The organism is Thermoproteota archaeon, assembly GCA_003352285.1.
Taxonomy (GTDB): domain Archaea; phylum Thermoproteota; class Nitrososphaeria; order Nitrososphaerales; family Nitrosopumilaceae; genus PXYB01.
The window spans coordinates 47,602-59,052 of the sequence record QQVN01000002.1; the positions used below are offsets into that span (position 1 = coordinate 47,602).

17 protein-coding genes and 1 tRNA gene are annotated in these 11,451 nt (G+C 34.3%); 10 read left to right on the forward strand and 8 right to left on the reverse strand.

Going from position 1 to position 11,451, the window contains the following annotated elements; genetic code table 11:
- Positions 1–22 precede the first annotated feature (22 nt).
- From DWQ18_00305 to DWQ18_00320, 4 genes are read left to right on the forward strand one after another with little or no spacing between them, the layout of a single operon-like run.
- Positions 23–901, forward strand: coding sequence for a ribose-phosphate pyrophosphokinase (locus DWQ18_00305; protein RDJ34427.1), 879 nt, complete (start codon positions 23–25; stop codon positions 899–901).
- The gene (locus tag DWQ18_00310; protein ID RDJ34428.1) at positions 901–1,848 is read left to right on the forward strand and encodes a methyltransferase domain-containing protein; all 948 of its coding nucleotides are present in this window, start codon (positions 901–903) and stop codon (positions 1,846–1,848) included. The genes DWQ18_00305 and DWQ18_00310 overlap by 1 nt, the downstream gene beginning before the upstream one ends.
- On the forward strand, positions 1,845–2,744 hold the full coding sequence (gene rnz / locus DWQ18_00315; protein RDJ34429.1) for a ribonuclease Z: 900 nt from the start codon (positions 1,845–1,847) through the stop codon (positions 2,742–2,744). The genes DWQ18_00310 and rnz overlap by 4 nt, the downstream gene beginning before the upstream one ends.
- A gap of 1 nt (position 2,745) precedes the next feature.
- The gene (locus DWQ18_00320) at positions 2,746–3,474 is read left to right on the forward strand and encodes an NAD-dependent deacylase (protein RDJ34430.1); all 729 of its coding nucleotides are present in this window, start codon (positions 2,746–2,748) and stop codon (positions 3,472–3,474) included.
- Here DWQ18_00320 and DWQ18_00325 read toward each other — a convergent pair.
- From DWQ18_00325 to DWQ18_00335, 3 genes are all read right to left on the reverse strand, one after another.
- Positions 3,461–4,195, reverse strand: coding sequence for a hypothetical protein (locus DWQ18_00325; GenBank protein ID RDJ34431.1), 735 nt, complete (start codon positions 4,193–4,195; stop codon positions 3,461–3,463). The genes DWQ18_00320 and DWQ18_00325 overlap by 14 nt on opposite strands.
- A gap of 78 nt (positions 4,196–4,273) precedes the next feature.
- Positions 4,274–4,666, reverse strand: a complete 393-nt coding sequence (locus DWQ18_00330; GenBank protein ID RDJ34432.1) for a hypothetical protein — start codon at positions 4,664–4,666, stop codon at positions 4,274–4,276.
- Positions 4,663–5,184 (reverse strand): dephospho-CoA kinase, encoded by a 522-nt coding sequence (locus DWQ18_00335; GenBank protein ID RDJ34433.1) that lies wholly within the window; start codon positions 5,182–5,184, stop codon positions 4,663–4,665. The genes DWQ18_00330 and DWQ18_00335 overlap by 4 nt, the downstream gene beginning before the upstream one ends.
- Before the next feature lie 103 nt (positions 5,185–5,287).
- Between DWQ18_00335 and thpR the strand changes: the two genes are divergently transcribed.
- Genes thpR through DWQ18_00355 form a run of 4 tightly spaced genes read left to right on the forward strand, consistent with a single transcriptional unit; the run spans position 5,288 to position 8,508 of the window.
- Positions 5,288–5,830, forward strand: coding sequence for an RNA 2',3'-cyclic phosphodiesterase (gene thpR, locus DWQ18_00340; GenBank protein RDJ34434.1), 543 nt, complete (start codon positions 5,288–5,290; stop codon positions 5,828–5,830).
- Complete coding sequence (cca, locus tag DWQ18_00345; GenBank protein RDJ34435.1) at positions 5,827–7,164, forward strand: CCA tRNA nucleotidyltransferase; 1,338 nt, start codon at positions 5,827–5,829, stop codon at positions 7,162–7,164. Before thpR ends, cca begins: the two co-directional genes overlap by 4 nt.
- Positions 7,139–7,897 carry a serine/threonine protein kinase gene (locus DWQ18_00350; GenBank protein RDJ34436.1) on the forward strand — a complete coding sequence of 253 codons (759 nt, stop codon included), beginning with the start codon at positions 7,139–7,141 and terminating at the stop codon, positions 7,895–7,897. Before cca ends, DWQ18_00350 begins: the two co-directional genes overlap by 26 nt.
- Positions 7,897–8,508, forward strand: coding sequence for a DNA-3-methyladenine glycosylase 2 family protein (locus DWQ18_00355; GenBank protein RDJ34437.1), 612 nt, complete (start codon positions 7,897–7,899; stop codon positions 8,506–8,508). The genes DWQ18_00350 and DWQ18_00355 overlap by 1 nt, the downstream gene beginning before the upstream one ends.
- Positions 8,509–8,536: 28 nt before the next feature.
- Here the strand turns inward: DWQ18_00355 and DWQ18_00360 are convergent, their stop codons facing one another.
- Entirely contained in the window at positions 8,537–9,064 is a 528-nt protein-coding gene (locus tag DWQ18_00360; GenBank protein RDJ34438.1) for a hypothetical protein, read from the reverse strand.
- Positions 9,065–9,165: 101 nt separating this feature from the next.
- Positions 9,166–9,243, reverse strand: a tRNA-Pro gene (locus tag DWQ18_00365).
- A gap of 57 nt (positions 9,244–9,300) precedes the next feature.
- Here DWQ18_00365 and DWQ18_00370 point away from each other — a divergent pair.
- A complete protein-coding gene (locus DWQ18_00370; protein ID RDJ34439.1) occupies positions 9,301–9,516 on the forward strand; it encodes a hypothetical protein in 216 nt (71 codons plus the stop codon).
- A 2-nt stretch (positions 9,517–9,518) separates the two neighbouring features.
- On the opposite strand, the gene DWQ18_00375 is transcribed toward DWQ18_00370, so the two are convergent.
- Entirely contained in the window at positions 9,519–10,259 is a 741-nt protein-coding gene (locus DWQ18_00375; protein ID RDJ34440.1) for an SDR family NAD(P)-dependent oxidoreductase, read from the reverse strand.
- A gap of 89 nt (positions 10,260–10,348) precedes the next feature.
- Here DWQ18_00375 and DWQ18_00380 point away from each other — a divergent pair, with 89 nt between their 5' ends.
- Positions 10,349–10,576 (forward strand): nucleotide-binding protein, encoded by a 228-nt coding sequence (locus DWQ18_00380; GenBank protein RDJ34441.1) that lies wholly within the window; start codon positions 10,349–10,351, stop codon positions 10,574–10,576.
- On the opposite strand, the gene DWQ18_00385 is transcribed toward DWQ18_00380, so the two are convergent.
- Together DWQ18_00385 and DWQ18_00390 are read right to left on the reverse strand one after the other, a co-directional pair.
- Positions 10,573–10,857 carry a hypothetical protein gene (locus DWQ18_00385; GenBank protein ID RDJ34442.1) on the reverse strand — a complete coding sequence of 95 codons (285 nt, stop codon included), beginning with the start codon at positions 10,855–10,857 and terminating at the stop codon, positions 10,573–10,575. The genes DWQ18_00380 and DWQ18_00385 overlap by 4 nt on opposite strands.
- A gap of 30 nt (positions 10,858–10,887) precedes the next feature.
- On the reverse strand, positions 10,888–11,445 hold the full coding sequence (locus tag DWQ18_00390) for a hypothetical protein (GenBank protein ID RDJ34443.1): 558 nt from the start codon (positions 11,443–11,445) through the stop codon (positions 10,888–10,890).
- Positions 11,446–11,451 lie beyond the last annotated feature (6 nt).

Sequence of the window (11,451 nt, forward strand, 5' to 3'; positions counted from 1 at the left end):
TGCCTGTTTCATCGATGATATATTGACAAAAATTGCCGTAATAGCGGGAAACTCATCAGAAGTTCTTGCAAAGAAAATTGCAAAAAAGATACATGCGCAATTTGTTAAAACAGAATTAAAATTATTTCCAGATGGGGAAAGCAAGATCACATTAAAGAAAATTCCAAAAGCTGAGCATGTTATTGTAGTACAATCAACCTATCCTCCAGTTGATACCAATCTGATTCAAGTGTTATCATTGATCTCACATTCACAGCAATTTTCAAAAAAAATCACCTTGATAATTCCATACATGGGCTATGCAAGACAGGATAGAGAATTTCTTCCTGGAGAAATAATCACTATGAGAGTGCTAGCAAAATTATTCAAGGCAGTCGGAGTTACTAACTTGATTGTAGTAGATATTCACAGTCTAATTGGTCTAAAGCATTTCAAAATCAAAAAACAAAATGTATCGGCAATTGCCGATCTTGCAATGTATTTTAAAAAGCTAAAGCTGAAGGATGTTCTCGTGGTGTCGCCTGATCAAGGTGGAAAAGACAGAGCAAAGAAATTTGCAGAGAATCTCAAAGTTGAGCATATTGCTCTATCAAAGAAGCGAGATAGAAAAACTGGAAAGGTGCAAATTATCAATTCAAAGTTAAATCATGTAGTAGGAAGAGATTTGATTCTTGTAGACGATATGATTAGTACAGGAGGTAGTATTATCAAGGCTGCAGAATTCTTAAAAAAGCAAAAATGCGGAAAAATTTACGTTGCATGTACTCATGCTTTGTTGATAAATGACGCTGAGGCACGTATCAAGAAAGCTGGTGTCACACAGATAATTAGTACAAACACAATTCCAGGCAACACATCGATAGTAGATATTTCAAATACTATTGCAAAGGCAATGGTATAATGCCAGAGAGTTTTTTCATAGTCTCTAAAGATAATTTGGAATTAGCTACAGATGAAGTAATCTCAATTGTAAGATCCTATGACAGATTTGCAAAGACTCAGGTTTTTTCTAATATTGTAATTATTCAATCAACTATTCCATGGCAAACAATAGCTAGACGCGCAACCTTTGTAAAAATTGCAGGTCTATTACTCAGAAAGTTATCAAATTTATTTTTAGATGAAGATAGTTATCTATTGTTACAAAATTCATCAACGTTTTCATGTCGTGTGATAAATCTTTCATCAGATTCATCTGATACGACGGAATTAGAAAGAGCTATGGGAAGTATGATTTCAAAATTTTCCCAGTCAAAAGTATCACTAAATAATCCTGATGTAGTTGTTTATTTGATCTTTACAGAAGATCAAGCATTCTTTGGTTTTTCTCCGAAATTTGTCAAGGATGAAAGACCAAAAAAAGTTAAGGGTCATCCCCATGAACTTGATTGGAAGTTGTGTAGAGCTATGATTAATCTGTCGGGAATAAAAGAAGATGAAACCATTTGTGATCCATTTTGTGGAACAGGGACCACGCTTTTAGAGGCAAGTAGTATGAAGATAAACTCTATCGGTATTGATTTTGATAAAAAGATGTGTGACGTTTCAAGAGAAAATGTTAAAGCTAATGGATTCAAATCAGAAATTTATAATGAGGATTTTAGCTATATGGATAAAATTGTAGATTCATTTGATGGAATTGTAACTGATATTCCTTATGGGAGAGCATCAAAAACATCTGAAGGTCCAGAGAAGTTGCTTGAAAAACTAGTTAGTAAGATTCCGAAAAGAAAGAAGGTTGCTATAATGTGTAAGAAAGGAACTGAAAAGAATCTAAAATGGAATTTTGCAAAGCGATATGAAATCTATAGGCATAAAAGTTTGACAAGGGTAATTTTGGTAAAATGAAATTAGTTTTCTTGGGAACATCTGCAGCGCAACCTACGGAAAGGAGGGGGTTATCATCAATTTGTCTAGAGAGAGATGGAGAGATATTGATGTTTGATGCTGGAGAAGGAAGCCAAGTTTCGTTCTTAAAGTCAGGTTTAGGATGGAATAAACCAATGAAGATTTTTGTAACTCATCTTCATGGAGACCACTGCTTAGGAATTTTGGGTCTGATCCAAACAATGACATTGCAGCATAGAACAGAAAAGATAGAAATTTTTGGCCCAAAAGGAATTGATGAGTTTTTATCAGCAAACATTAAGATTCTGAATTTTGGTTTGTCGTTTCCCATTATGGTTACAGTAGTAGATGAAGGAATAGTTGTGGAAGAGAGAGGATACCATGTTTCAGCATCAAATGCGTTGCATTCTACACCTGCATTTTCATTTGTTTTTCAAGAAAAAGATAAGCCGGGAAGATTTTTTCCTGAAAAGGCATTAGGACTTGGTATACCAGAAGGAGAGCTCTGGCATAAGTTACAATCTGGAGAAAGCATTAGCATTAATGGAAAAACATTCAAACCATCAGACGTCTTGGGAGAAAAAAGATCAGGTAAAAAGATTGGCATATCTGGGGACACAAGACCTACAAAGCAATTAGAAGAATTTTTTAAAAATTGTGATTATCTAACCTTTGACTCAACATTTGATTCAAGCTTACAACAAAAAGCAAATGAAACTTTTCATTCTACAGCATCTGAAGCTGCATTATTAGCAAAAAATGCTAATGTAAAAAATCTAATTTTAACACATTTCTCGGCAAGATATAGTGATGAGACACTACTAGCAGAAGAAGCCAGAAAAATTCACAGCTCTGTTATAGCTGCTAAAGATCTTTTAGAGATTGAGATAAAATAACATGTTTGATATTATTAAAGACAAGTTAAAAGAAACAAAAAAGATAATTTTTGTTACAGGTGCAGGGATTTCACAAGAAAGTGGTATTCCTACATTTAGGGGTAAAGATGGATTGTGGAGAAAATACGATCCAATGCAACTGGCTACAATAGAGGCATTTTATGAGAATCCAAAGCTGGTATGGGAATGGTACGAAGATAGGCGTGGAAATATTCTTTCTGCAAAACCTAATCCAGGTCATTTTGCAATGGCAGAAATTGAAAAATTCAAAGATGTAGTCGTCATGACTCAAAATATTGATGGTCTCCATCAAAAAGCAGGAAGTTCCAAAGTACTAGAGCTTCATGGAAGCATTATTAGAATAAAATGTACATCTTGTGACTTTGAAGATGATATTATTACAAAATTTGAAGAGGTTCCTCCAAAGTGCCGATGTGGGAAAATTTTAAGGCCAGATGTAGTATGGTTTGGTGAACCATTACCACAAAAAGTTTGGAGAGAGGCAATGATTGAGTCAAGTAAATGTGATATTATGATAATTGCCGGAACCTCGTTAGTGGTTTCTCCAGCAAATACTTTGCCAATTTATGCAAAACAGAATGATGCGATGTTAATAGAAATTAATCCAGAGGAAACAATAATGTCATCTCAGATGGATTTATCCATAAGAGATACTTCATCAAATATTTTGCCAAAGCTTCTGACGTATATTCAGTCTATCCAGAACTAAAAACGCCATTAATGGATGAATCTGTATTTCCTGCGGGATTAAAAGCTGATGCGGAGATCTTTCCATGATCAGCATGATCAACTATCATGTCAATAAAATGTGGTGTGTTTGCAGCGTCTAGCACAGTAGCTTCAAAGCTTGATGAGAAGAATTGTCCAGTGAATAATATTTTTTGTTCATTTCTCATTGTTACAGTAACGCTCAGAGTTTTTCCTGATGTGTCTTTGTATTTCAGCTTGACAGTATCATCTGCCTGTTTTTCTGTAATTAGGGATAATGTTTCATAAGAAATAGTTTGAGTTTGTGGGGTTGTTACAACAGTTGGTGCATTAGTTGTGGATGCCGATGGTGAGCCTGCACCATTTGCGTGTCGTGACACTGCAGGTGGAAATTCAGGTTTGTCTTCTAGTTTTCCATGGAATTCGATTTCTTCTAATTCTTCGTCTTCTAATTTGGTTGGAATAATATTTGGAATATTTTGTTTTGAGAGAAATTCTTCAGAGGAGTCTTTTATGTCAGTAATCTTATTGTTGACTGTATTAATTGAAGAGTCAACTGTCCCACCGATTTTTTCAACTGTTTGTTTTGGAACTTCACCTACGTTATTTTCAATGTAATCAACAAGGTTTTGGCCTCCAGGAATTACATCAATAGCACCGGGCATAAACAGAAAGCCTCCTACAACAAGAATAGAACAAACGATTGCTATCTGTACTTTCATTTTCTCTAAACTATATGGAAATCGTCATTTTACATCAAGACTGAAAATTTTGATCTATTCGGCTTTAATTTTATTGAGTTAAGAGACTAACCAATCGATTATCTCCTGAATGCTCTCGGAATACAGATACACCTTGATTGGACCCAAAGGAGATTCCTCTGCAGTCTCACATAGTGCTACCGTATTTACGAATGCAGCCTGTTTATTGAGATAAAACCAGGTTGAATCATAATCTAGATTTTTTATTAATTGTCGTCTAAAACTGCTTAGACTTTTCCTTGAGTGAAATGTATCTGAAATTTTTTCGATGGTATCAAGATTGATCGAGGTTGCCTTGATTTCTTTTTTAGTGGATTTAATTTTAGAATTTGGTAATACGTTGGTAACAGATAAAATCACTTTATCTGGATCCTCAGATGAGTATATTGGGCAGTAAGCTTCTATCTTGCATCTAAATGTAGGCGTCTTCATTTATTCAACCAGCTTTTGATAGTGTTGTATGCACGATCAATTAGTTGTTCTATTGATAAATTGTTGTTTGAAATTGTCTCATCAGCAAGTGCAATGGAAGTACTAATGCCTACTCCAAGCTCTCTTGAATCTCTTTCATCAAACTTGCCTCTATTATCAGGATCATCACTTCTTCCTCGCTTTGTCAGAAAATCATAACGTGTATCTGTTGAAGCATGTATGGAAAGAATTTTTAGCTTACAAATTTTTTTCAATACCTCGATTTCAGCATTTGATCTGATTCCATCAACAACTATAACATCAGAATTGGATTTCATAATTTGTGGTTCAATTAATTTTGCAATTGCTCCTTGACCATTTTTTTCTCGTAGTTCAAGCATGAGTTTTCCCAAGTTTTGTCCTGTCGGTTCAAGATTTTTTTTCTTGGCTTCTTGACGTACTGCATCACCCATATTGATTATCTCAAATCCTTTTTCATTCAAACCATTTGCAATAGTAGATTTTCCAGCTCCGGGCATTCCAGTTAGGCATACGATTAGTTTGACCAATTAAGAAAAGTAAATTCGTCTAGTCTATGAAGCTACCGGAAATTATTATAAACAATATATTAAAAAATTCATGATGAGAAGTTTTGTTGCCATAGAAATAATTAGTAAAGAGATAATTGATTCAATAAAGAAAATACAGTCAGAATTTAACATCAATGCAAAACCTGTTGAAATTAAAAATATTCATTTTACATTACAGTTTTTGGGAGAAATTGATGAAAATAAATTAAATCAAGTAAAGGATGCTTTAGAAAGAATTAGTTTTGAGTCCTTTGATGTGACATTTACAAATATGGGAGCATTTCCTAAAGCAAAATTCCCCAGAGTAGTGTGGATTGGAGTTGATGAAGATTCTGGGAAGAATCTCATAGAATTGGCCAAAAAGGTTGAGAGTTCACTATCACCTTTAGGATTTTCTAGTGATAAACCATTTACCCCTCATGTTACAATCTTTAGAATTAAAAACAGGCCAAATGATATAACAGAAGAATTGAAAAGATACAAGAATGTACGTTTTGGAATTCAAAATGTACAAAATTTTAAATTAAAAAAAAGTGAGTTAACTCCGTCTGGTCCAATTTATTCTGATTTACAAGTGGTGTCAGCAAGACCATGAATCAGATTTTAACAACAGCACGCAAGAGTGTAATTCCTACAAAAAAACTTGAAAATGAAAAAAACTCAGTTGCAAAACTTGCGTTTAAGCTTGTAATCTCTCAAATAAAAAAACATTCTGAAATTCTTGACGTTGAGTTTGGCGGATCTTATGCCAAAGGCACTTGGATATCTGCAGAACAGGGAGGTGATATTGATATTTTTATAAAATTCAAAAAAGAAACTACAGAAAAAAAATTCATAGAAATATCGAAAAAGGTAGGATTTCAAGCACTAAAAAAATTTCATCCGTATGTAAAATATTCAGACCATCCATATGTTGAAGCAAAAATAAAGACAACTAAAGTAAATGTAGTTCCGTGTTACAATGTAGAGAAAGGAGAATGGAAATCAGCTGCTGATAGAACCCATTTTCATACACAGTTTATGCTTGAATCACTTTCAGGTGAAATGAAAAACGATGTAAGATTGCTAAAGAAATTTTTGATGAATAACGGAATCTATGGTGCTGAAATTGCAAGACAGGGATTTAGTGGATATGTAGCTGAAGTTCTCATTTGGAATTTTGGAAGTTTTGAAAATGTTCTAAAAGAATTTGCTAAAATCAGTGTAGGGCAAATTATTGGAAAAGCTACAAAAGAGTTTGATACTGTAATTTCTATTTTGGATCCTATTGACGGAAATAGAAATTTAGCTGCTGCCATATCAGAAGAAAACATAGGAAAATTTGTTCTCGCAAGTAGGGAATTTCTTAAAAAACCATCAATGCATTTCTTTAGATCAAGAAAAAGACGAGTAAAGAGTGAGATTCTCAAAAATATTGTTATTGTTAGATTTCAATTCAAAGCTAGAAGTCCGGATATAATTTGGGGACAGATTAAGCGTGCATCAAGTGCTCTAAACATGCAACTAAAACTTGCAGGATTCAAAGTGATAAGAAATGCTGCAATTACAGATGAGGCTAATGATGCCTCATTAATTTTCTTACTTGATTCGGTGATAATTCCAGAATTATTTGTAAGAGAAGGACCAGAATATTTCAATGAAAGTGATGCAACAAGTTTTATTAAAAAAAATAAAAAGACTAGCAAATTGTTATGGGTTGCAAGCAACAGAAGAGTTTGTTCTCTAGATAATAGAAAACATAATGAAGCAAAGAAATTTCTGACTTATCTACTATCAAAGAATCTTAGTAATTCTGGAGTTCCTGCAGGAATAAAAAAAGATATTAAAAAATTCAAGATTCTTACAGGAAACATGCACACTAGCAAATCAATTAAAGAGGCAATTGCCGAGATGGCATCAACTGATGAAATCCTCTTTTCTTCCAATTAGCATATTCCAAAAAGAACCGTATTCATCTATACTTGGATATCCAAAAGCTTCCAAGAGACAAATCACATCAAGAATTTCAGAATTAAAAAAACTAGGAATTACAAAAGTATCTTTTCAAGGTCAGACACAAATTGGAAATTTACGAATTTTAGGAAAAGGATACGTAGGTGTTGTTGTCTTGGCAAAAAAAAGGAATAATCTTGTTGCTCTAAAAATTAGACGGATAGATTCTCAAAGAGATGGAATGAGAAATGAAGCTAGATTACTAAAATCTGCAAACAAGGCCAAAGTTGGACCAAAATTCATAGCCAGCAGTAAAAATTTCATTTTGATGGAGTATCTTAATGGAGAAAAGGTTAGTGATTGGGTTGCATCAGTGAGTGGAAGAGGAGGAGCAGGAAAGATTAAGCAAACAATAAGAAGCATTTTGGAAGAATGCTACAAGCTGGATTCATCCAACATTGATCATGGAGAACTGAGTAGTATTTCTAAACACGTCATAGTTGGTAAAAAAATTACATTGATTGATTTTGAGAGTTCTAGTACAAAACGAAAGGTTTCAAACGTAACTTCTGCGACTCAGGCTATTTTTATTGGCTCTGGAATCTCAAAGAAGGTTGGTCGTCTATACAAAATACCGCCAAGAGAAAAGATCATAGATGCATTAAGAGATTACAAGCACAAAAAAGATCGAAAGGGTTTTGATGATATTTTGAAAGTTCTAAAGGTGTAATGGCTCTTGAAGCTGCAATAAGACATCTAAAAAAGGATCCAAAATTAGCTAAAATTATCTTTAATGTAGGAGCCTGTAAGATTAGAACCGCCAGAAACCGGTATGAATCACTTGTTGAGGCGATAATTACTCAGCAATTATCTGGATCTGCAGCAAAATCAATATCTGAGAGATTCAGATTGCTTTATTCTTCTAGGTTTCCTAAACCGATTGATGTTCTAAAGACTTCAGACTCAAAATTAAAAAAGACTGGTTTATCACAGATGAAAGTTTCTTACATTAAAGATCTTTCAAAGAAAATCTCTTCTAAAGAATTGCAATTAAACAAGATGCGAAATTTGTCAGATGAGCAAGTTATTGAAGAATTGATACGGGTCAGAGGCATAGGAAGATGGACTGCAGAGATGTTTCTAATATTTTCATTGGGTAGATTAGATGTCTTGCCTGTTGGAGATTTGGGTTTAAAAAAAGGAATTAAGAGATTGCATAATCTAAAAGAACTGCCATCTGAGAATAAGATGAAAAAAATTGCTGAAAAGTGGAGACCTTACAGAACGATTGCCACATGGTATCTTTGGAAAAGTTTGAAAAATTTTGATGAGATAGGTTAGCTTTTTTAAAATAAAAAAAGGAAATGAATTACATTTTAACAAACTGGTTGTCTAAAAGTAATTCAAGTGCAGTATAGTCGTACTCAGAAACAAAGTTGGAAGCATCAAGATCTGTCTCTCTTTGTATGAACAGTTCTTTTTGCTCATCCCATGTTTCGTCAGTTATTGCAGAAATCACGGTTCCTTCTGATACCAAAATTATCATGGTGTGAGGAGTGAGTTCGGGAGTAAGAGCTTGGCCTTCCCTATTTCCAAAGAATCCATGGCTTGATTCAAAGGTTGCTTTGAAGATGTATTGTGGTGGAATTGATTTTGTGGAACCAACATATTCAGTTTTGAGTGAGTTAATGTCTCCATCAAAAGCAAATGTAGGACTAGTTACCACAAATCTTTGTGCAATTCCAAGTGCATCATATTTTTCTTGGTTTTCCTGGGTTGTAGGTACAATTACTTCTGCACTCTGTGCTGGAATAAAGAATGCTCCGGTAATTCCCACTGCAACAACTGCTATTGTTGCAGCAAGTGCAATTTTTGTCTGTCTTGATTTGTATGACATTTTTTATCAAATTGCAGATAGCGGGTCAAATTATAACCTTTGATTAAAATCTAGTTTAACCAACTTTTGATAGAAAATTTTGTAACTTTACAATTGTATGATGGTGGGACCGGCAGGATTTGAACCTGCGACCTCTAGCACCCCAGGCTAGCATCATAGCCAAACTAGACGACGGCCCCTTAGAAACAAAACAAAAAAATGAAATTATTAAATCGTGGTATTCTACTGAGAGATTATTGAAAATTTGTTCCATCTGCCATAAAATATCCGCAAGAGATAGTGATCATACTGACTGTGTAGAGAAGAGAAGAATTGAGTTGGAAGATGAAAGCTTTAGACAGCAAATTCCTGAAAAATTAGATATGGCAAAAAATGCCTCTGATTTAGGAATTGAAGTTAAAGCGATTTTAGAACATTTGACAAAAGAGAAAGATCGAAACGAAAAAGCCTAAGATTATCGTTCTTGAGTTGTAGGTCTTACTAACACTTCATTAACACTAACATGTTCTGGAGATTTTACAGCATAAACAATTGCGTTTGCAATATCATCTGCCTGTAATGCTTCCATTTTTTTAGCACTTTCTACAAAACCACTTAGGGATTCATCAGTAATAGAATCATTTAGTTCTGTAGCAACAACGCCAGGCTCAATACAAGTAACTCTGATTTTTGAGCGAACGCTAAATTCCTGTCTTAATCCCTCACTGAAAGCAGTGATTGCATGTTTTGTTGCACAATAAACACTTCCTGCGGGAAACACTATGCGGCCAGCAACAGATGAGATGTTAACAATATGTCCAGATTTTTTCTCTTTCATATGATTGATTACAGCACCAGTACAATACAGTACACCTTTGATGTTAACATCAATCATTCTATCCCATTCATCCACCTTAAGATTTTTGAAGAAGCTCAAAGGCATTAACCCCGCGTTATTGACAAGAATGTCAACAGAGCCCCATTTGTCTAATACAGCTTTAACAAAAAAATCACATTCGGATTTTTTTGTAACATCAAGTTTTTGAAAAAAGACTTCTCCGCCGTTTTCTTTAATTTTCTTTGCGAGTTGTTCTAGTCTGTCAGTTCGTCTTGCACCAACAGCAACTTTAACGCCTTCTTTTGATAAAGCAAGTGCTGTGGCATTTCCAATTCCACTGCTTGCGCCTGTAATAATTGCAACTTTATCTTTTAACATAATCTTCTTTCAGTTTCAATCTACATGGTAAATATGTTTTCGTGATAACCGTTAGAGAATTTATTAAATGAAAAGTTGTACAGTGTTCTATGAAGCCAGAAAATTGTGCTTATTGTGGTGACTTGACAGACATGCCATTTGAGTGCAATTACTGTAAGGATCCTTTTTGTTCCGAACACAGGCTTCCAGAAGAACACAGGTGTGTAAAATTAACTCAGATTAGAGCTAAAAGATTTGGGCAGAAACGAGTGATAAGAGATGGTGGTCCCAACAAGCCTGGTTTTTTCAAGAGAATGTTTGGTAAGTTCAAAGATTAGTATGGAGATTTATCAGGTGAAATTTTTGCTCTTCTTCCTTGATAAATGAGTGCAATCGCAAGCGCAAACATCACCATCGCAGTTAATGGAAAGTTTTCCGGAGCAGGTAAAATGAACCAATAATAAATTCCAAATCCAATTGATACTGCAGCTTGCACCCAAAGTTTTATCCACTTTGGAGCTTTTACTAGCCTACTAATCCCCTCAACAATGAAAATACCAATCACTGGATAAACTGTATAAAAAAGAAAGTCAATAACATCGACTCCGGTATGTGACATGAAATTTTACTGTATTAGGATAATTTCTATCTAATCATCTACTCTAATCTTTACAGCAATTGATTTTGAGATTAGTGCTTGGGCATTTTCATAAGGAATAGTAGCAACGTCCTCAGTTTTAAACGGGCCATATTTTTCAAGATCAACTCCAACAATAGAGTCCATCTCTTTGAGGAATCGTACTGTTATAGATTTAGTCTTGTGTTTTTGTGCAATGGATTCTAGGAGTTTGGATTTACCATTTAATGTTGCAGAAACTATCATCTCTTGTCGTTCTCTCATTTCGTCTTCAGAGTCTAAGATGTATTTTTCCTCATCAAGTAAGTTTGAATAATCAATGGGAATTGAGCTTAGTGCTTTTTCTAATCTTGCAGTTATTAGAATGGTAGTTAGTTCGGTAACCATTTGGACAAGTTTGGATTTAATTTTAGCTTCTGTGCTGTCATATTCTTCTCTCTTTAGTTTTCCAATAAATTCTGAAATAGATGTGTAAAGTTCTGGGTTTACTTCTTGTACAGTGTCATTTTCAGTTTCTCGTTGGGTTATTCCAAACAATGTAGTGAGATCGATTTCTATTGTTTCAGACATGGCTTA

What these genes read in the sequence shown, in the direction of transcription:
- rnz (RDJ34429.1), top strand. Translation starts at nt 1,845, where the DNA reads ATGAAATTAGTTTTCTTGGGAACATCTGCAGCGCAACCTACGGAAAGG.
- cca (RDJ34435.1), top strand. Translation starts at nt 5,827, where the DNA reads ATGAATCAGATTTTAACAACAGCACGCAAGAGTGTAATTCCTACAAAA.
- DWQ18_00355 (RDJ34437.1), top strand. Translation starts at nt 7,897, where the DNA reads ATGGCTCTTGAAGCTGCAATAAGACATCTAAAAAAGGATCCAAAATTA.
- DWQ18_00335 (RDJ34433.1), bottom strand. Translation starts at nt 5,184, where the DNA reads ATGCCCGGAGCTGGAAAATCTACTATTGCAAATGGTTTGAATGAAAAA.
- DWQ18_00390 (RDJ34443.1), bottom strand. Translation starts at nt 11,445, where the DNA reads ATGTCTGAAACAATAGAAATCGATCTCACTACATTGTTTGGAATAACC.
- DWQ18_00360 (RDJ34438.1), bottom strand. Translation starts at nt 9,064, where the DNA reads ATGTCATACAAATCAAGACAGACAAAAATTGCACTTGCTGCAACAATA.
- DWQ18_00350 (RDJ34436.1), top strand. Translation starts at nt 7,139, where the DNA reads ATGAAATCCTCTTTTCTTCCAATTAGCATATTCCAAAAAGAACCGTAT.
- DWQ18_00375 (RDJ34440.1), bottom strand. Translation starts at nt 10,259, where the DNA reads ATGTTAAAAGATAAAGTTGCAATTATTACAGGCGCAAGCAGTGGAATT.
- DWQ18_00330 (RDJ34432.1), bottom strand. Translation starts at nt 4,666, where the DNA reads ATGAAGACGCCTACATTTAGATGCAAGATAGAAGCTTACTGCCCAATA.
- thpR (RDJ34434.1), top strand. Translation starts at nt 5,288, where the DNA reads ATGAGAAGTTTTGTTGCCATAGAAATAATTAGTAAAGAGATAATTGAT.
- DWQ18_00380 (RDJ34441.1), top strand. Translation starts at nt 10,349, where the DNA reads ATGAAGCCAGAAAATTGTGCTTATTGTGGTGACTTGACAGACATGCCA.
- DWQ18_00310 (RDJ34428.1), top strand. Translation starts at nt 901, where the DNA reads ATGCCAGAGAGTTTTTTCATAGTCTCTAAAGATAATTTGGAATTAGCT.
- DWQ18_00325 (RDJ34431.1), bottom strand. Translation starts at nt 4,195, where the DNA reads ATGAAAGTACAGATAGCAATCGTTTGTTCTATTCTTGTTGTAGGAGGC.
- DWQ18_00385 (RDJ34442.1), bottom strand. Translation starts at nt 10,857, where the DNA reads ATGTCACATACCGGAGTCGATGTTATTGACTTTCTTTTTTATACAGTT.
- DWQ18_00320 (RDJ34430.1), top strand. Translation starts at nt 2,746, where the DNA reads ATGTTTGATATTATTAAAGACAAGTTAAAAGAAACAAAAAAGATAATT.